Origin of the sequence: Blastococcus saxobsidens DD2, assembly GCF_000284015.1 — a bacterium.
In the GTDB taxonomy this organism is placed as follows: domain Bacteria; phylum Actinomycetota; class Actinomycetes; order Mycobacteriales; family Geodermatophilaceae; genus Blastococcus; species Blastococcus saxobsidens_A.
Window position 1 is genome coordinate 109,434 of sequence record NC_016943.1, and the last position, 17,412, is coordinate 126,845.

Annotated in this window: 20 protein-coding genes and 1 pseudogene; 12 read left to right on the forward strand and 9 right to left on the reverse strand. The window is 74.7% G+C overall.

Going from position 1 to position 17,412, the window contains the following annotated elements:
• The first annotated feature begins 17 nt into the window (after positions 1 to 17).
• From BLASA_RS00455 to thiD, 3 genes are read left to right on the forward strand one after another with little or no spacing between them, the layout of a single operon-like run.
• Positions 18 to 614 (forward strand): TenA family transcriptional regulator, encoded by a 597-nt coding sequence (locus tag BLASA_RS00455; protein ID WP_014374019.1) that lies wholly within the window; start codon positions 18 to 20, stop codon positions 612 to 614.
• Complete coding sequence (locus BLASA_RS00460) at positions 611 to 1,246, forward strand: TenA family protein (protein WP_014374020.1); 636 nt, start codon at positions 611 to 613, stop codon at positions 1,244 to 1,246. Before BLASA_RS00455 ends, BLASA_RS00460 begins: the two co-directional genes overlap by 4 nt.
• Positions 1,236 to 2,090: a bifunctional hydroxymethylpyrimidine kinase/phosphomethylpyrimidine kinase gene (thiD, locus tag BLASA_RS00465; RefSeq protein WP_014374021.1), complete on the forward strand. Its 855-nt coding sequence runs from the start codon at positions 1,236 to 1,238 to the stop codon at positions 2,088 to 2,090. Before BLASA_RS00460 ends, thiD begins: the two co-directional genes overlap by 11 nt.
• A gap of 12 nt (positions 2,091 to 2,102) precedes the next feature.
• Here the strand turns inward: thiD and BLASA_RS00470 are convergent, their stop codons facing one another.
• Together BLASA_RS00470 and BLASA_RS00475 are read right to left on the reverse strand one after the other, a co-directional pair.
• The gene (locus tag BLASA_RS00470; protein ID WP_014374022.1) at positions 2,103 to 3,395 is read right to left on the reverse strand and encodes an Nramp family divalent metal transporter; all 1,293 of its coding nucleotides are present in this window, start codon (positions 3,393 to 3,395) and stop codon (positions 2,103 to 2,105) included.
• A 117-nt stretch (positions 3,396 to 3,512) separates the two neighbouring features.
• Positions 3,513 to 4,232 (reverse strand): Mut7-C RNAse domain-containing protein, encoded by a 720-nt coding sequence (locus BLASA_RS00475; RefSeq protein WP_014374023.1) that lies wholly within the window; start codon positions 4,230 to 4,232, stop codon positions 3,513 to 3,515.
• 101 nt (positions 4,233 to 4,333) lie between these two features.
• Between BLASA_RS00475 and BLASA_RS00480 the strand changes: the two genes are divergently transcribed.
• Positions 4,334 to 5,137, forward strand: a complete 804-nt coding sequence (locus BLASA_RS00480; protein ID WP_014374024.1) for an SDR family NAD(P)-dependent oxidoreductase — start codon at positions 4,334 to 4,336, stop codon at positions 5,135 to 5,137.
• 14 nt (positions 5,138 to 5,151) lie between these two features.
• On the opposite strand, the gene BLASA_RS00485 is transcribed toward BLASA_RS00480, so the two are convergent.
• The 3 genes from BLASA_RS00485 to BLASA_RS00495 all read right to left on the reverse strand — a co-directional run bounded on the left by BLASA_RS00485 (position 5,152) and on the right by BLASA_RS00495 (position 7,179).
• Positions 5,152 to 5,838 carry an alpha/beta fold hydrolase gene (locus tag BLASA_RS00485; protein WP_014374025.1) on the reverse strand — a complete coding sequence of 229 codons (687 nt, stop codon included), beginning with the start codon at positions 5,836 to 5,838 and terminating at the stop codon, positions 5,152 to 5,154.
• Positions 5,835 to 6,053, reverse strand: coding sequence for a hypothetical protein (locus BLASA_RS00490; protein WP_014374026.1), 219 nt, complete (start codon positions 6,051 to 6,053; stop codon positions 5,835 to 5,837). The genes BLASA_RS00485 and BLASA_RS00490 overlap by 4 nt, the downstream gene beginning before the upstream one ends.
• A 109-nt stretch (positions 6,054 to 6,162) precedes the next feature.
• Entirely contained in the window at positions 6,163 to 7,179 is a 1,017-nt protein-coding gene (locus tag BLASA_RS00495) for an NADP-dependent oxidoreductase (RefSeq protein WP_014374027.1), read from the reverse strand.
• Positions 7,180 to 7,268: 89 nt separating this feature from the next.
• Here BLASA_RS00495 and msrA point away from each other — a divergent pair, with 89 nt between their 5' ends.
• The 5 genes from msrA (at position 7,269) to BLASA_RS00520 (ending at position 11,020) form a co-directional block, all read left to right on the forward strand.
• Positions 7,269 to 7,922, forward strand: coding sequence for a peptide-methionine (S)-S-oxide reductase MsrA (gene msrA, locus BLASA_RS00500; RefSeq protein WP_014374028.1), 654 nt, complete (start codon positions 7,269 to 7,271; stop codon positions 7,920 to 7,922).
• A gap of 96 nt (positions 7,923 to 8,018) precedes the next feature.
• Complete coding sequence (locus BLASA_RS00505) at positions 8,019 to 8,945, forward strand: haloalkane dehalogenase (RefSeq protein ID WP_014374029.1); 927 nt, start codon at positions 8,019 to 8,021, stop codon at positions 8,943 to 8,945.
• A 54-nt stretch (positions 8,946 to 8,999) separates the two neighbouring features.
• Positions 9,000 to 10,127 carry a class I SAM-dependent methyltransferase gene (locus tag BLASA_RS00510; protein WP_014374030.1) on the forward strand — a complete coding sequence of 376 codons (1,128 nt, stop codon included), beginning with the start codon at positions 9,000 to 9,002 and terminating at the stop codon, positions 10,125 to 10,127.
• Between the two features lie 115 nt (positions 10,128 to 10,242).
• On the forward strand, positions 10,243 to 10,464 hold the full coding sequence (locus BLASA_RS00515; RefSeq protein WP_014374031.1) for an ATP-binding protein: 222 nt from the start codon (positions 10,243 to 10,245) through the stop codon (positions 10,462 to 10,464).
• 22 nt (positions 10,465 to 10,486) lie between these two features.
• Entirely contained in the window at positions 10,487 to 11,020 is a 534-nt protein-coding gene (locus BLASA_RS00520) for a MarR family winged helix-turn-helix transcriptional regulator (protein ID WP_231839520.1), read from the forward strand.
• Here the strand turns inward: BLASA_RS00520 and BLASA_RS23180 are convergent.
• The 3 genes from BLASA_RS23180 to BLASA_RS00535 form a co-directional block, all read right to left on the reverse strand.
• The gene (locus tag BLASA_RS23180) at positions 11,017 to 12,894 is read right to left on the reverse strand and encodes a diguanylate cyclase domain-containing protein (RefSeq protein WP_014374033.1); all 1,878 of its coding nucleotides are present in this window, start codon (positions 12,892 to 12,894) and stop codon (positions 11,017 to 11,019) included. The genes BLASA_RS00520 and BLASA_RS23180 overlap by 4 nt on opposite strands.
• A 70-nt stretch (positions 12,895 to 12,964) precedes the next feature.
• On the reverse strand, positions 12,965 to 13,975 hold the full coding sequence (locus tag BLASA_RS00530; protein WP_014374034.1) for an ATP-dependent DNA ligase: 1,011 nt from the start codon (positions 13,973 to 13,975) through the stop codon (positions 12,965 to 12,967).
• A gap of 109 nt (positions 13,976 to 14,084) precedes the next feature.
• Positions 14,085 to 14,609 carry an NUDIX domain-containing protein gene (locus BLASA_RS00535; protein WP_014374035.1) on the reverse strand — a complete coding sequence of 175 codons (525 nt, stop codon included), beginning with the start codon at positions 14,607 to 14,609 and terminating at the stop codon, positions 14,085 to 14,087.
• 102 nt (positions 14,610 to 14,711) lie between these two features.
• Here BLASA_RS00535 and BLASA_RS26455 point away from each other — a divergent pair.
• From BLASA_RS26455 to BLASA_RS25695, 3 genes and pseudogenes are all read left to right on the forward strand, one after another.
• Positions 14,712 to 14,756 (forward strand): annotated as a pseudogene (locus BLASA_RS26455) (hypothetical protein); the annotation flags it as partial.
• 41 nt (positions 14,757 to 14,797) lie between these two features.
• The gene (locus BLASA_RS25690; protein WP_014374036.1) at positions 14,798 to 15,121 is read left to right on the forward strand and encodes a hypothetical protein; all 324 of its coding nucleotides are present in this window, start codon (positions 14,798 to 14,800) and stop codon (positions 15,119 to 15,121) included.
• Between the two features lie 133 nt (positions 15,122 to 15,254).
• Positions 15,255 to 15,431 (forward strand): hypothetical protein, encoded by a 177-nt coding sequence (locus BLASA_RS25695; protein ID WP_014374037.1) that lies wholly within the window; start codon positions 15,255 to 15,257, stop codon positions 15,429 to 15,431.
• Between the two features lie 61 nt (positions 15,432 to 15,492).
• Here the strand turns inward: BLASA_RS25695 and BLASA_RS00545 are convergent, their stop codons facing one another.
• On the reverse strand, positions 15,493 to 17,370 hold the full coding sequence (locus BLASA_RS00545) for a hydantoinase B/oxoprolinase family protein (protein ID WP_014374038.1): 1,878 nt from the start codon (positions 17,368 to 17,370) through the stop codon (positions 15,493 to 15,495).
• Positions 17,371 to 17,412: the final 42 nt, after the last annotated feature.

Consider the following 17,412-nt stretch of genomic DNA (forward strand, 5'->3'; position numbering starts at 1 on the left):
CCAGTAGGGTCGCCGTCGTGCCGGTCGCCGAGCTGCTCACCGCCCACCCCGATGCCTGGCGGGACGCCACCCGGCATCCGTTCCTGACCGCCGTCCGGGACGGGACGCTCGCCCCCGCGGCGTTCGACACATGGCTGGCCCAGGACTCGCTGTTCGTGGCCGACCTGCTGCGCTTCCAGGCCCGGCTGCTGGCCCGCGCCCCGCGACCGGCGCAGGCGGTGCTCGCCGCGGGCTGCGTCGCCCTGGTCGACGAGCTGGCCTGGTTCGAGGAGCAGGCGGCCCGCCGCGGTCTCGACCTCGATGCCGCGCCGCTGCCGGCCACGGCGGCCTACGCCGCCTTGCTGGAGCGGCTGGACGCCGGCGACGTGCCCACCGCGCTGGCTGCGCTGTGGACCATCGAGCGGACCTATCTCGACGCGTGGTCGGCCGCCCTGCCGGGCGCGCCGGCGTACCGGGAGTTCGTGGAGCACTGGACCGTGCCCGGGTTCGCCGGCTACGTGACCGGGCTGGAGGCGGCCGCCGATGCGTCGGGCGGGGGCGACGACGCCGTGTTCGCCGAGGTGGTGGCCGCGGAGACCGCCTTCTGGAACACCGCGGTGGAGGCGGGCCGGTGAGCATCGACGGGCTCGCCGCGCGGTTGTGGGCCGGGAATGCGGACCTCGCCGCGGCGGCGCTGGCGCACCCGTTCGTCGCGGGTCTCGCCGACGGATCGCTGCCCCGCGAACGGTTCGCCGGCTATGTCGCCCAGGACGCGTTCTTCCTCGAGGCCTTCGCCCGGGCCTACGCGCTGGGAGTCGCCCACAGCCGCGACCGCGCCACCCTCGACGCCTTCGCCGAGCTGCTGGCCGGCGTCCGGGAGGAGCTGCGGCTCCACGACGGCTACGCGACCCGGTGGGGGGTCGACCTTTCCACCGTCGAGCCGGCCCCGGCGACGCAGGCCTACACCGAGTTCCTGCTGGCCACGGCGGCGCTGGGCGACGTCGGCGAGACCTGCGCGGCCATGACGCCGTGCATGCGGCTCTACGCACATTTGGGGCGGTCGCTGGCCGGGCGGGCGTCGGCGGACTACGCCGAGTGGGTGGACACCTACGCCGACCCGGGCTTCGAGGAGCTGGCGGTGACCCTCGAAGCGCTGCTGGACCGGCTCGCCGCGGACACCCCGTCGGTGGCCCGCGCCTACCGGCGGGCGATGGAGCTCGAGGTCGCCTTCTTCGACGCCGCCTGGGAGAGACCCGTTGTCCGTTGAGCACCGCCACACCCCCGTCGCACTGACCATCGCGGGCAGCGACCCGAGCGGTGGCGCGGGCATCCAGGCCGATCTCAAGACCTTCAGCGCGTTAGGTGTCTACGGCACGGCCGCTCTCACCGCGCTGACGGCGCAGAACACCCGGGGCGTCACCGGTGTCCATCCGGTACCGGCGGAATTCGTCGGCGACCAGGTGCACACCCTGCTCGACGACGTCGAGGTGCACGCCTGCAAGACCGGCATGCTCGGCACCGCGGCCGTCGTCCGCGAGGTGGCGTCGGTGCTGGCCGGGCGGGCGGCCGGACCGGTGGTCTGTGACCCGGTCATGGTGGCCACCAGCGGCGACCGGCTGGTCGACGAGGACGCCGTGGCCGCCGTCCGCACCGATCTCCTGCCCGTCGTCGACCTGGTCACGCCCAACGTCCCGGAGGCCGCGGCGCTGCTCGGCGTGGCCCCGGCCCGCTCGGTCGACGAGATGGCCGAGCAGGCGACGGCGCTGCTGACCCTGGGCCCGCGCGCGGTGCTGCTCAAGGGCGGGCACCTGCGCGGGGACCTGAGCGTCGACGTGCTGGCCACGCCGGGACGCCTCGTGGAGACCGTCCGGCCCCGGATCGCGACCTCCGCGACGCACGGCACCGGTTGCACGCTCTCCGCTGCTGTCGCGGCGCTGCTGGCCCGCCGCCGGGCCGGTGCCGAGCCCCGGGCGGCGGACGTCGCGGACTGGACGCCGGTCGTGGAGGCTGCCCGCGACTACCTGCAGGTGGCGCTGACCGGCGGCGAGGCGCTGGGGATCGGATCGGGGCACGGACCGGTGCACCACTTCGCCGGCATCTGGGACATCTGAGCCGGGCGGCGTTCAGCCCAGCACGAGGCCCAGGAGCAGGTGGCCGTTGAGCCCGATGATCAGGGCGGCCACCACGCAACCCACGAGCGTGGTGACCCGGCGGTTCACCCAGCCCGCCATGAGGTCGCGCCGGCTGGTGAGCCACAGCAGCGGCACCAGGGCGAACGGGATGCCGAAGGAGAGCACCACCTGGGACCACACCAGTGCGGTGGTCGGGTCGCCGCCGAGCACGAGCACGGCGAGCGCGGGGGTCAGCGTGATCAGCCGGCGGGCCAGGACCGGGATGTGCCTGCGCAGGAAGCCGGCCATGACCACCTGCCCGGCGTGCGTACCGACCGACGAGGACGCGAAGCCCGACGCCAGCAGGGCGAGGGCGAAGGCGAGCGCGGCGCCGGTGCCCAGCTGGTCGCCCAGGCCGGCGTGCACGCCCTCGAGGGTGTCGGCGCCGCTGTCCCCGGTGAACAGCTGGGCGGCGATGATCAGCATGGCGGCGTTGACCAGCCCGGCGAGCCCCATGGCCAGCAGCACGTCCAGGCGCTGGGCGCGGAGCAGCCGGCCGCGGCCCTGCTGGGTGCGCCCGGCGGTGACGGCGTCGCCGTAGCGGCCGGGGGTGAGTGCGGAGTGCACGTAGATGACGTGCGGCATGACGGTGGCGCCCAGGATGCCGGCGGCCAGCACGATGCTGTCGGCGCCGGCGAACGAGGGCACCATCCCGCCGGCCACGCCGCCCATGTCCACGCCCGCCCCGATCAGCGTGTAGCCGAAACCGAGCCCGACGACGAGCAGCAGTCCGGTGATGACCCGCTCGAAGGGCCGGTGCCCGCGGGACTGTGCGGCCAGCAGCACGAACGCGACCACGGCGGTGATCAGCCCACCGATCGGCAGCGGCACCCCGAACAGCAGGTTGAGCGCCACCGCGCCGCCGACGATCTCGGCGACGTCGGTGGCGATGGCCACCGCCTCGGCCTGCAGCCACAGCCCCCAGGTGACCGGCCGGGGGAGGCGCTCGCGGCACAGCGTGGCGAGGTCCCGCCCGGTGGCCAGCCCCAGCTTCGCCGTCAGCGACTGGATGAGCATCGCCATGAGGTTGGCCGCGACGATGACCCACAGCAGCGTGTAGCCGAACGCTGCGCCGCCGGCGAAGTTGGTCGCGAAGTTGCCGGGGTCGACGTAGGCGACGGCGGCGACGAACGCCGGGCCCAGCATCGACCACAGCCGACGGCGGCCCGGCGCGGGCGGGGCGGGGCGCGGGGCCGACGCCAGGGTCGTCGGCAGGACGGCGGCCTCGGTCTTCGACAGGTACACGGCGGCCTCGCGAGGGTGGGACGGGCGGGGGAGGTAGGTGCAGGGTGGGCGATCGCTCCTGTCCTGCCCGCCGCGGGTGTCACGCCGGGGCCGACCCGTGGCCCCCCGGGGCCAAGGTCAGCCTGACCTTCCCCGGGCCGTGCCGATCAGTTCGTCGATGCGCCGGGCGTGGGCGCCCCGCCAGTACACCCGCCCGCAGGCGGCGCACCGGGAGAACTCGTCGTAGCTGCGCCGGGTGCCCGGCTCCAGCAGTGCGGCGACCTGCACCTTGGCCACGGGCCGCAGCACGCCGTTGCAGGCGGTGCACCGGGTCAGCGGGGCCAGGGCGGGCGCGAACCGGTCGAGGACGTCGGCCAGCTGGGCGTCGGGCGCGGCACCGCGCACCAGCGCCCCGTGCACCAGGGCGCTGCGCATGAGCAGGCCGCGGTCCTGGGTGAGCAGCACCCGGTCCTCCGCATCCGCGCGCACCACCAGGTCGGCGTCCCCGGCCCGGTTCGACCACGCGGCGTCCAGCCCGAGCAGCCGGAGCCGCCGGGCCAGCGCGCCGAGCCCGACATCGAGCAGGTAGCCGCCGGCCGGTGCTCCCTGCGGCCGCCGGATCTCCTCGACCGTCACGGTGCCGCCCGGCCGGGCCCGGGCCGCCGGCGGCGCCGGCTCGCCGTCCAGCCGCAGCCCGCCCACTTCCGGAGGGGGGACGCCGGCCGCCCGCACCAGGTGGCCGAGGGTCGCGTCGGGGTCGAACCCCAGCCGCCGGACGCCGCCGGCCCGGTCCCGCGCCGGCAGCAGGAACCGCAGCGCCGGGGGGACGACGACATCGACCCACGGTCTGCCGCCCACTCCGGCGGCCTACCCCCGCCGCCGCGGACGGAACCCGATGAGTCGGGAACCGCCGGTGTGGGCACACCCGGGGCCTGTCGCCGTCCGCCCGTGGAGGTCCCGTGTCCCAGCCGGCTGCCCGTCCCCTCGCCCTCGTCACCGGTGCCTCCAGCGGCATCGGGCTGGAGCTCGCCAAGCAGTTCGCCGAGCACGGGTTCGACCTGATCGTCGTCGCGGAGGACACCGAGCTGGAGGCAGCCACCCAGCAGCTGCGCCAGCGGGGGGCCGCCGTCTTCCCGGTGCGCGCGGACCTCACCCGCCGGGAGGAGGTGGAGAAGGTGGTCGCGGCCGTGCGCGGTGCCGGGCGGCCGCTGGACGCCGCGGCCCTCAATGCCGGCGTGGGGGTCGGCGGCCGGTTCGTCGAGTCCGACCTCGACGCCGAGATCGGCATGGTGGAGCTGAACTGCATCTCCACGCTGCACCTCGCCAAGGGCGTCCTGCAGGACATGGTCGCCCGTGGGGAGGGCCGGGTGCTGTTCACCTCCTCGGTCGCCTCTCAGGCGCCCGAGCCGTTCCAGGCGGTCTACTCCGCGACCAAGGCCTTCGTGCAGTTCCTCGCCCTCGGGGTCCGTGAGGAGCTCGCCGACACCGGGGTCACCGTGACCGCGCTGCTGCCCGGCCCGACCGACACGGAGTTCTTCGACCGGGCCGACCTCACCGACACCAAGCTCGGGGCCAGCGACAGCAAGGACGACCCCGCGCTGGTGGCCCGGCAGGGCTTCGAGGGGCTGATGAAGGGCGAGGCCTCGGTCTTCGCCGGCTCGGTGAGCAGCAAGCTCATGGGCAAGCTCTCGGCCGTGCTGCCCGACGCGATCGCCGGGAAGAGCCACAAGCCGATGACGAGGCCGGGCTCCGCGGAGGGCTGACCCGTCCGGCTGACTCAGAGCGGAACGGCGAGGCCCTCCGGCGCCGGGCGGTCCAGGGCCTCGGCGACGTCCGGCCGCATCGGTGCCAGACCGGCACCGGCGAGGACGACGTCCCGCACGAAGGTGTGCCACAGGTACGCCCGGCGCAGCATGCTGTGCCCGCCCGCGACGGTGAAGCGGGCCACCCGCGCACCGGTCTGCTGCGCCCGGACGGCGTAGTCCGCCGACAGCTGGGCGGGCACCCACCGGTCGCCGCGGCCGTGCAGGATCGCGACGGTGCGGCCACGCAGGTGGTCCACCGGCTCGCCCGGCGGCGTCCAGGGCGCCAGCGCGCACACCGCGGCCACGCCGTCCTGCCCGCCCGCGCGCAGGACGGCACGGCCACCCATGGAGTGGCCGACCAGCACCACCGGCAGGTCGCCGTGCTCGGCACGGACCCGATCCAGGGCCCAGCGCACGTCGGCGTAGGCGTCCGCGGCCGCGCCGTTCCACCCGGCCACCCGGTAGCGCAGCAGGCCGGTCGTGAGCCCCCGGTCCGCGGCGGCCGCGGACACGAACTGCTCGATGGCCCGCATCCGCACCAGCGACAGCGCGCGCTCCTTGGGCGGTTCCACGCTGGCCACGGTCCCGCCGTGGCAGAACAGCGCGACCGCCCGCGGCGGCCGGCCGGCCGGCCGCCGCTCGAGGTACGGCTCGGTCACCCCCGGCGTCCTCGACGTCCCCGTCGCCCGCCGCCCAGGGTCGCCCGGGCCCGATCGCCGAGATCGCCGGCCGCCAGCAGCGCGTTGCTGACCGCCGACGGGCCGCGGCGCCGCTCCAGCGCCCGTCCGAGCCGGCGGAGCACGCCGGTGGCCAGGGGGACGACGACGGGAAGGATCAGCCACATGCGCAGCCGGCGGGTGAAGAAGAGCCACATAACGGCTCCTCTGCCCCGCGGCCGCCGTGCGGAACCCCCCGGCGGTGATCACTCCGGCGTGCGGACTCGCCCTGGGATCTCGGCGGGCACCGCTCTCAGCGGGTGCTGGTCACCCCTCGGCCAGCTTCACGATCATCTTCCCGGTGTTCCCGCCGCGGAGGAGGTCGAGGAAGGTGTCCACGGCGTCGTCCAGCCCGTCGCGGACGGTCTCGCGGACGACGAGGTCTCCGGAAGTCACCATGCGGGTGACCTTGGTGGTGAACTCGTCGCGCATGTCGGTGTGGTCGCCGACGATGAACCCGCGCAGGCTGAGCTTCTTGCCCACCATCAGGAACATGTTCCGCGGGCCGGGCGGCGGCTCGACGGCGTTGTAGCCGGAGATCGCGCCGCACAGCGCGCCCCGGCCGTGCTCGTTGAACGCGCCGATGGCCGCCTCGAGGTGCTCGCCGCCGACGTTGTCGAAGAAGACGTCGATGCCCTCGGGCGCGGCGTCGCGCAGCAGTTCGGCGACCGGGCCGTCGTGGTAGTCGAACGCGGCGTCGAAGCCCAGTTCCCCGGTCAGCCAGCGCACCTTCTCCGGCGTCCCGGCGCTGCCGACGACCCTCGAGGCGCCGTTCAGCCGGGCGAACTGCCCGACCAGGCTGCCCACCGCGCCCGCGGCGCCGGAGACGAAGACCGCGTCCGCCTCGCGGAACTCGGCCATCCGGAACAGACCGACCCAGGCGGTCAGGCCGGGCATGCCCAGGACGCCCAGGTAGTAGCTCGGCGGGATGCCGGGGAGCTCGGGCAGCACCCTCACGTGCGCGGCGTCCAGGACGGCGACGTCGCGCCACGCGGCGTCGGCGAGCACGAGCGAGCCCTCGGGGACGGCGGGGGAGCGGGACTCGACCACCCGGCCGACCGCGCCGCCCTTCATCGTCTCGCCGATCTCCCAGGGCGCGGCGTAGGACTTCCCGGCGTTCATGCGGCCGCGCATGTACGGGTCGACGCTCATCACGAGCATCCGGACGACGACCTGCCCCTCGGCCGGCCCTGGCCGCTCCAGCTCCACCAGGCGGAAGTCGTCGGGGGTCGGCTCGCCGTGCGGGCGGGCCGCCAGCTGCCATTCACGCGTCGCTACGGGCACGGGTGCGATCCTGCCCTGCGCAGGTCAGGGCCGCAGGCGAGGAGTCGGTCGCGTGCCGCCGGGTTGCGAACCGGGCCTACGCTCGGGACATGTTGTTCTCCCGGTTCAAGACGCAGCCTGTCGCGGCCGAGGACGCGCTGCCCGGCCGTCCCGACCCGTTGCCGCACGTGCCCGAGGTGCACGCGATCAACGGCAACCGCATCCAGCCGCCGTTCCCCGACGGCATGCAGACCGCCGTGTTCGGCGCGGGCTGCTTCTGGGGCGTGGAGAAGGTCTTCTGGGAGCTCCCGGGGGTCTACTCGACGGCGGCCGGCTACGCGGGCGGCCACACGCCCAACCCCACGTACGACGAGGTCTGCTCGGCGCGCACCGGGCACACCGAGGTCGTGCTCGTCGTCTTCGACCCCGCGGTGACCTCCTACGAGCAGCTGCTCAAGGCGTTCTGGGAGGACCACGACCCGACGCAGGGCATGCGGCAGGGCAACGACATCGGCAGCCAGTACCGCTCGGCGATCTACCACGCCTCGCCGGAGCAGGAGGCCGCCGCTCGCGCCACCCGCGACGCCTACCAGGAGCGGCTGAAGGCGGCCGGCTACGGCGACATCACCACCGAGATCGCGCCGCTGGGCGAGTTCTTCTACGCCGAGGACTACCACCAGCAGTACCTCTACAAGGTGCCGAACGGCTACTGCCCCGTGCACTCGACCGGCGTCTCCTGCCCGGTGGGCCTGCCGAACGTCTGACCCGCCACCCCCGGGCATAGGAGGCTATGCATACGGTTCTGGCCCCGAAACCGTATGCATAGGTTCCTATGCCCGAGGCCTGGGAGGGCCGGCTCCATGGACATCCCCCGGACGCCCGACGACCGCTTCGCCGACCTGCCCGGCTTCCCGTACCAGCCGCGCTACGTCGAGATCGACGACGCCGAGGTGGGGCGGCTGCGGGTGGCCTACCTGGACGAGGGGCCGGCCGACGGCGAGACCGTGCTGCTGCTGCACGGGGAGCCGTCCTGGTCGTTCCTGTACCGCACGATGGTCCCGGTGCTGGTCGAGGCCGGCCTGCGCGTGGTCGTGCCGGACCTGGTCGGGTTCGGCCGGTCGGACAAGCCGGCCGATCGCTCCGCCTACACCTACGCCCGGCACGTCGCCTGGATGCGGCGGGTGCTGCTCGACGAGCTGGACCTGCGCGACCTCACGTTCGTCGGGCAGGACTGGGGTGGGCTGATCGGCCTGCGGCTGGTCGCCGAGAACCCCGACCGGTTCGCCCGGGTCGTCGTCGCCAACACCGGCCTGCCCACCGGCGACCAGCCGATGAGCGAGGCGTTCCTCGCCTGGCAGCGGTTCTCCCAGGAGAGCCCTGAGTTCCCTATCGGCCGGATCGTCGGCAACGGCACCGTGGGTGGCCTCTCCCCGGAGGCCGTGGCCGCCTACGACGCGCCCTTCCCCGACGACTCGTACAAGGCCGGCGCACGCGTCTTCCCGGCGCTGGTGCCCACGTCCCCCGACGACCCCGCCGCCGCGGCCAACCGCGCGGCGTGGGAGGTGCTCAGGAGCTGGGAGAAGCCGTTCCTCACCGCCTTCTCCGACGGCGACCCGATCACCGGCGGTGGTGAGCGGGTTTTCCAGAAGCTGGTGCCCGGCGCGCAGGGCATGGCGCACACGACGCTGCCCGGGGGCGGGCACTTCCTGCAGGAGGACGTCGGCCCCGAGCTCGCCCGGGTCGTCGTCGACCTGGTGGCCGCCACGCCTTGCCCCGCCCAGGCATAGGAAGCTATGCATATGGATCAGCCGCCGAAACCGCATGCATAGCTTCCTATGCCTATGACAGGTGCGGACGAGCTGTTCGGGGCGCTGCGCCGGGAGCCGGACGTCGAGTCCCCCGACCTGGTCGCCGTCGACGCGACGGACCGGCTGCTGCTGGACACCGCGGCCGACCTCGTCGCCGGCCGCGCCGCCGGCGACGTGGCCGTGGTCGACGACTCCTACGGGGCGCTGACGCTCGGGCTGGTCGCCCTGTACGGCCTGCCGGGCGTGCGGGTGAGCCAGGACCTGCTCGTGGGGGAGCGGGCGCTGGCGCGCAATGCCGACCGTGTGGGCCTGGCCGGCAGCTACCGCTCGATGCCGCTGGGCCCCGAGCTCGCCGACGGCGCCCGGGTGGTGCTGGTCAAGGCGCCGAGGGCCCTCGACGCGCTGCGGGAGATCGCCGAGGTGGTCGCCGCCTCCGCGGCGCCGGACGTCACCGTGCTGGTCGGCGGGCGGGTCAAGCACATGACGCACGCGATGAACGACGTGCTGCGTGCGTCGTTCGGCGAGGTGTCGGCGACGCTGGCCCGGCAGAAGTCGCGGCTGCTGGTCGCCCGCGGCCCGGTCCCGGGAGCGTCGTCCTTCCCGCGGCGGCAGGTGCACCCCGAGCTGGACCTGACCGTGTGCGCGCACGGCGCCGCGTTCGCCGGCACGAAGATCGACATCGGCACCCGGGCGCTGCTGCGCGCCCTGCCGGAGATGACCGAGGACGCGCGTACCGCGCTGGACCTGGGGTGCGGCACCGGTGTGCTGGCCACGCTGCTGGCCCGGAGCCGCCCCGGGCTGCGGGTGCTCACGGTCGACCAGTCGGCGGCCGCGGTGGTGTCGGCCGCCGCGACCGCCGCCGCCAACGAGGTCGCCGATCGGGTGGAGACCGTGCGCGACGACGCCGCGGGGTCGGTTGCCGACGGGAGCGTCGACCTCGTCGTCTGCAACCCGCCCTTCCACGTCGGTGCGGCCGTGGTGACCACGGCGGCCGATCGGCTGTTCGCCGCGGCCGCCCGGGTGCTGCGGCCGGGCGGTGAGCTCTGGACGGTCTACAACTCCGCGTTGCGCTACCGCCCGGTGCTGAACCGGGTCGTCGGCCCCACGCGGGTGGCCGGCCAGGACCCCAAGTTCACCGTCACGGTGTCCCGCCGCAGGTGAAGGGGCCGGTGGCGGCGGGGTGACTGCCTCGCCGCCACCGGTTCACGTCCCGGGACGGACGCCGACCGAGCGCGGCGATGGTGCACGTGAAACATCGCCGCACGGGGCGCCGCCGGTGTCGGCCCGCCTGTGGGTCTCCGGCGACCGGCTCGTGTGCACCGTGACCGACCGCGGCCACGGGCTGGATCAGCCGTTCGCCGGATTCCGGCCCGCGCACGGCCCCGACCTCTCCCGCGGCGGCATGGGGCTGTGGCTGGCACGCACGCTGTGGGACCACGTCGACCTCCTCCCGGGGGAGCCCGGGTTCACCGTCCGCCTCAGCACCCGGCTGCGCTGACGTCCTGACAGCAGGAGTGACGGTGGCCACTACGGTGAGCGACGTGGAGGACGCCGTCGACCTGATCCTGGCGCAGTGGGCTCGGGAACGGCCGGACCTCGACTGCTCGCCGATGGGGGTCATCGGCCGGATCACCCAGCTCCAGCGGGAGGTCCACCTCGCGCAGCGGGCCACCTTCGCCCGGCACGGTCTGGACGCGCCGTCCTTCGACGTGCTCGCGGCGCTGCGCCGGGCCGGGCGCCCGTACCAGCTCACCCCCACGGCGCTGATGCGGACGGCGCTGGTCACCTCGGGGGCGATCACCCAGCGGCTGGACCGGCTCGAGGAGCGCGGACTGATCACCCGGGAGCGCAGCGCGGCCGACGGGCGGGCCGTCGTCGTCACGCTGACCGACGCCGGGCGGGCCGCCCTCGACGCGGCGCTGCCCGATCACCTGGAGACCGAACGACGGTTGCTCGATGCGCTGCCGTCCGACGACCGGGAGCAGCTGGCCGCGTTGCTGCGGCGGCTGCTGGTGGGGCTGGGCCGGGTTCCGCAGGAGCCCTACCAGAGTTAGCGCGGCTGCGGCGCCGCCGTGGGCTCGGGAGAGCGGGGCCTCGGCGGGCCGGGCAGGGCTCGGGAGTCCTTGCCCGCCCGCTTGGCCGCGTACATGGCGGTGTCGGCGTCGTGCAGCAACCGCTCCGCGGTGCAGCCGGGCTCGGCGAGCGCACCACCGATGCTCGCGGTCACCGTCACCGTCCGGCCGGCCAGCTCCACCGGCTCGCGCAGGGCGGCGAGCAGCCGGTCGGCGACGTCGCGGAGGCGGCCGTCGTCGGCGTCGGCCAAGAGCAGCGCGAACTCGTCGCCGCCGAGCCGTGCGACCACGTCACCGCCGCGCACGTCGGCCGAGAGCCGGGCGGCGACGGTGAGCAGCAGCTCGTCGCCGGCGGCGTGCCCGAGCGTGTCGTTGACCGACTTGAAGTCGTCGATGTCGACGAAGAGCACCGCCGGCGACGAGCCGGTGTCGATCGCGGCGGTGGCCTCGGCCAGCCGCTCGTTGAACGACGCCCGGTTGAGCAGCCCGGTGAGCGGGTCGGTGGTGGCCTGGCGGCGCAGCTCCTGCTCGAAGAGCTTCCGGTCGGTCACCTCGCGCAGGTTGACCACCCACCCGTGGAGACCGACGGCGTCCACCTTGCCGCTGATCCGGGCCTCGACCCACCGGCTCCCGCCGGCGCCGTGCGCGATGCGGATGTCGGTGTCGACGAAGCCGGTGACCTCGGTCCCGGCTGCGCCGGCCTCGGCGACCGCGGCCCGGAGCCGGGCCTGGTCGCGCGGATCCGCGAGCTCGATCGCCGCCCGGCCGATGTACTCGCTGCCGGAGCGGCCGAGCAGCGACCCCGCCGCCGGGCTCATGTAGGAGATGGCACCGGTGTTGTCGATGATCGCGATGACGTCGGCGGCGTTGGCCAGCAGGAGCTGCATCCGCGACTCGCTGGCGACCAGCGCCGCGCGGACTCGTTCCCGTTCGCGGTTGAGCGCGGTCAGCCGCCACAGCGCCAGGCCGGTGAGCAGCGAGCTACCCGCGCCCAGGACGTAGCCGACGCCGCCGTGGCCGATGCTCCAGAGCAGCAGGAGGGCGGGGCTGATCAGCAGCGCGGCGCCCAGACCCAGCACCCGGCCCGACGCCGCGTCCTGGTCGGACTCCGGGCCCAGGCCCATCCAGGCGACCGAGGGGTGCCGGGTCGCCAGGGTGATCGCGGCCACGGCCAGCAGGGGGAGCGGGTCGAGGAGGGGGGACTCGCGGAGCGGTCCGACGAGCATCCGGCCGCCGTAGCCGATGACGGTCAGGACGGCCGCGACCAGCATGGCCATCGTGCTGACCGAGCGGCGCCCGCGGGACATGGCGAGGGGGACGCAGACGAGGAGCAGCACCGCGGTGAGCAGCGGCGTGCCGATGCCCACCTCGACCAGGTCGGTGGACATCCCGTGCCGGTCACCGCTGACAGCGAGGACCGCGAGACCGGCGGCGAGCAGGAGGGTCGCGGTGTCGGCCAGGGCGGCCCAGTCCCGCCGCCGGCGCCCGGCGCGGAGCACCCCGACGGCGGCGACGACCAGCGCCGCGTAGGCGGCGACGTCCAGCACGGACTCCACGGCACCGAGCGCGTCGGGGAGGACCCCGGCCATCTCCGGCGCCTCGACCGCGCTGCTGGCGGCGAAGCACAGCAGGGCCACGCCCACCGCCCGCCAGGTCAGGGTGAGCGGTGCCCCGTGACGGCGGAGCGCGCAGACGACGCCGGCCAGACCCTGGAGGAAGGGCACGACCTCCGCCGCGGGCCGCCACGGCCCCAGCGGGACGACGGTGACGACGACGGCGACCACGAGGACGACCAGGGCGGCGTGCAGCCAGGCAGCACGCGCGGTCGCCGGCGCCGTGGTGGCGGAAGTGGTCACGCCCGTTCCATCGGCCGGGGCCGGGGGCGAGGTGATCCTCGCTCACCCGCAGGGGGGATGCGGCGCCGGATCAGACCGGCGGCACGTCCTCGGCGCGCAGGTCGGGGCGGGTGCGCACGAACCGGAGCGGGTGCCGGAAGACACCGGCCTGGAGGGCGGCGTCGGCGCTGACCTCGACCACGACGGAGGGCTCCACGCGGGTGAGCGGCACCGACAGCCGCCCGCCGCCGAACCTGCCCGTGCCGATGCGCTCCGGCCAGGGGTGGTCCTCCGCCGCGGGGCGCAGCACGGCGGCCAGCTCGGCCGCCTGCCCGGGGGACAGCGGGCTGGTCCGGCCGACGACGACCAGCTCGCCGTCCCGGTAGCGGCCCGCGACCAGCTGGCTGGGCCGGTCGAGGGATCCGATGACGCCGCCGGCGAGCACCTCGGTGCTCTCCCAGCTCTTCACCTTGAGCCACTCGCGCCGTCCGGGGGCGTAGCGGGTGGCCGCCCCCTTGACCACCAGCCCCTCGACCCCGGCGGCACGGAAGTCGTCGAACCACTGCCGCGCCTCGGCGGGGTCCGCCGTCACCGGCGAGAGCTGCAGCGGTGGGGTCCAGCGGTCGGCCAGCTCCTCCAGCACGGCGCGCCGCCGGCCGAGGGTGCGGCTCCGGAGATCCTCGCCGCCCGCGGCGAGCAGGTCGAACGCGACGTAGGAGGCGGGGGTGGCGGCGGCCTGGGCGGCGATCCGCGCGGCGGCGGTGACCATGCGGCGCTGCAGCAGGCCGAAGTCCAGCCGGTCGCCGTTCCAGATGACGACCTCGCCGTCGACCACCGAGCCCGCGGGCACCTGCGCGAGGGCGGCGGCCGCGACGTCGGGGAAGCGGTCGGTCAGGTCCCGGCCCTGCTTCGACCACAGCCGGGTGGAGCTCCGGTCCCGCACGATAACCAGGCGGTAGCCGTCCCACTTGGGCTCGTAGCGGCAGCCACCGGTCAGGGCCCCCGGCGGCGGGATGGTGCGCACCGGTTTGGCCAGCTCCACCGCGACCGGCCCGGCCAGCTCCGGTGGCAGCGCGGGCAGGCCCGGGACGGAGAGCGGCACCTGGACAGCCTGCTGGGCCGTCCCCACCCGCGCACCCCGGCGGCCGGACGTCCCACCCGATCGTGGGCCGGTCGCTGCGCAGCGTGCGGGACGAGTCGTACGTCCCTGGTCACTGCGCCAGGAGGAGCAGGCTGTAGGCGGCCAGTGAGGGGCTGTCGGTGATCCGGCCGCCGCGGATCATCCGGCGCAGCTCGCTCTCGGGTACGAACGCCACCTGCATGTCCGACTCGGTGGCCTCCCGCGCCGTGGGGCCGGGGGTCAGGTCCGTGGCCACCCAGACGTCGAACCGCTGCGTCAGGAGCCCGGACGCCAGGTCCAGTCGCCCGAGATGCGCCAGACCCGCAGCGCGCAGTCCGGTCTCCTCGGCCAGCTCCGCCCGGGCGAGGTCTTCGGCCGAGCCGCTCTTGCCGGCGCCCCACGTCCCCTGCGGGAACTCCCAGGAGCGACGGCCCAGCGGGTAGCGGTACTGCTCGACCAGCCAGAACCCGCCGTTCTCCGCCGGCATGACCAGCGCGAAGTCGGCCTTTTCCACCACGCCGTACAGCCCGGTCGAACCGTCCGCGAGCTCGATGGTGTCCTCCCGGACCCGGATCCAGGGGTTCCGGTAGACCTCCCGGCTGGCCGTCGTCCGCATGTGCCCACCCTGGCAGAGACGCGGACCATGGGAGGGGTGACCGAACGGAAGCCGACCGGGATGTCGTTCGAGACCTGGGTGGAGCAGCAGATCCACCGCGGGATGGAGCGCGGCGACTTCGCGACCCTGCCCGGGGCGGGCCGGCCGTTGCCGCGCGAGGCGCTGTCCCAGGACGCCTACGACTGGGCGTGGCCAAGGCGCGGCGCGAGGGCGTGGAGACGGCGGAGATGCTGCCACCGGGCCTGCGGCTGCGCCGGGAGCGCGACGAGCTGCCGGCGCGGGCGGCGCGGCTGGCCTCGGAGGCCCAGGTGCGGGCGCTGGCCGAGGACTACAACGCGCGTGTCGAGGCCTTCTGGCGCCGGCCGGCGGAGAGTCGGTGGGCGCCGGTGCCCGGCCTGGCCGACGTCGAGGCGCTGGTGGCCGGCTGGCTGCGCGACCGGCCGCCGCCTCCCCCACCCGCTCCCGCGCCGCCACCCGCGGCCCGGCGCCGGTGGCGCCGCCGGCGGTCCTGACCGGCGTCCATGCCGCCCGGCGTTTCCTGCCCCGCGGTGCCGGCGTCGAGCCCGCCGTCCGCCCGTGGCGAACGTGCGCCTGCCGGTGGGACCGCCGGGTAGGGGAGCGCTACGCGACGCGAAGGAGGTCACCATGACCGAGGTACCCGGCACCGACCGCGACGAGGCCAGGGAGAACGTCCGCGAGGAGACCCCGCTGGTTCCCGAGGACGTCGAAGGCGACGAGGATGCCGCGCGGCCCCGGGGCGACGAGGGGGTGACCGGCGACGACGCCAAGCCGCCGTCGGGAGGCACCGACCCCGTTCCCTGATCCGCGCGCAGTCCGTCTCTGCCCAGCTCTGCCGGGCAGAGACGGACTGCCCGCCGAGCTCCTACAGGACGTCGAACTCGTTGAACGCCGCGCCGCCGGAGAGGGTGGCGTAGCCGGGGCCGCGGTCGAAGAACGGCTCCGTCTCCGGCCGCTGGGCCCGCAGCGAAGCCCGCAGCTCCTCCGTCGCGGCCGGGTCGGCCAGGCCGTCCTCCAGCACGACGACGCCGTAGTCCTCGCGCGCGCCGGCCACCGACACCTTGCGCCAGGCGATGTCGCGCAGCACCTCCTCGACCGGGCGGTCCAGCGGGTCGCCCCAGCCGCCGCCCCCCGTCGTCCTGATCCGCACGACGGTGCCCGCCTTCAGCGGCTCCGCGTCGGCCAGCGCGTCTACCTCGTGCTCGTCGGGGCCGCCGGGGTCGACGGTGATCCGGAAGGGCTTGCCGGCCTTGCCGCCCTTGACCCCCCAGCAGGCCAGGATCGAGCGGTCGGCGATCGACATGAAGTGCGCGTCGCGCAGCACCCGGATGTGCTTCTCGTAGCCGCAGCCGCCGCGGTAACGCCCCGGGCCACCGGAGTCCGTCGCCAGGCCGAGGCGCTCGACCCGCAGCGGGAAACGGCCTTCCGTGAACTCGGTGGGCAGGTTCCGCGAGTCCGGGACGACGTGGATCGTGTCCTCGCCGTCGGCGTAGTACCGCCCGCCCGATCCGCCGCCGAGCACCTCGCGCATCAGGTAGGGCTGCCCGTCGACGTCCGTCCCGTAGACGCCGGTGTAGCGGATCGTCTCCTGGTCGGCGGGCATCCGGCCCCCGGTGGCCTTCGCGAGCACGCCGGCCAGCACGCCGAGCAGCCGCAGGATGACGAAGGTCCGGGCGTTCGTCGGAGCGGGGAAGATCGGCGTGAGGAGGGTGCCCTTCTCCGGGAAGCGCATCTCGATCAGCGGGACGACGCCCTCGTTCACGTCCAGCTGGGCCATGCGCTCCGGTGACTCGGCCAGGTTGCGCAGGATCGGGGCCAGCCACTTCTTGAGGAAGTTGCCGTCGGCGTAGTCGCCGCAGTGGTTGATCGGCCCCTTGGCCTGCGGGCCCGTGCCGGTGAAGTCGATGACGAGCGGGACGTCCTTGGTGGAGTCCATGATCAGCGTGATTCGCTGCCGGTGCAGCTGCGGTTCCTCGACGCCGTCGTGCTCGGCGTAGTCCTCCCAGACGTACGTGCCGTCCGGGATCTGCGACAGGATTTCCCGCCGGTAGACGTCCGTCGAGCTGCTCAGGATCGCGTCGAAGCAGGCCTCGACGGCGGCCACGCCGTAGCGGTCGAACAGCTCGCCCAGGCGGCGTGCGCCGGCCAGGCAGGCCGAGCACTCGGCGTCCAGGTCGGCGGCCAGCGAGTCCGGCATCCGCGAGTTGCGGGTCATGATCTTCAGCGCGCTCTCGTTGGGCACGCCGCGGTCCCACAGCTTGATCGGGGGGACCATCAGGCCCTCCTCGTACACGCTGGTCGCCGCCGACGGCATCGAGCCGGGCACCGCGCCACCGATGTCGTCGTGATGGCCGAACGCCTGGACGAAGGCCACGACCTGTGGTGACCCAGCCTGCCCGTCGAGTGACGCGAACACCGGCACGGTCACGCACAGGTCGGGCAGGTGGCCGATGCCGCCTTCGGAGAGGTAGACGTCGTTGTGGAAGTAGACGTCGCCGACGTTCATCGTCTCGATCGGGTAGTCGCGCACCACGGGGTGCACGAGCGCCGAGTACGAGCGGCCGGTGAGCTTGCGCAGCTGCCGGTCGTGGATGCCGGCGCGGAAGTCGTGCGCGTCGCGGATCATCGGCGAGCGCGACGTGCGGCCGATGGAGGTCTCGACCTCCTTCTCGATCGCGGCCAGGGTGCCGGCGACGATCTCGACGAGGACCGGGTCGGCGTCGACCTTCTGAGCGGTGGTCACGCGGTGCTCCTCGCTGGCGCTCGTCGGCCGCGTGCCCGCGGG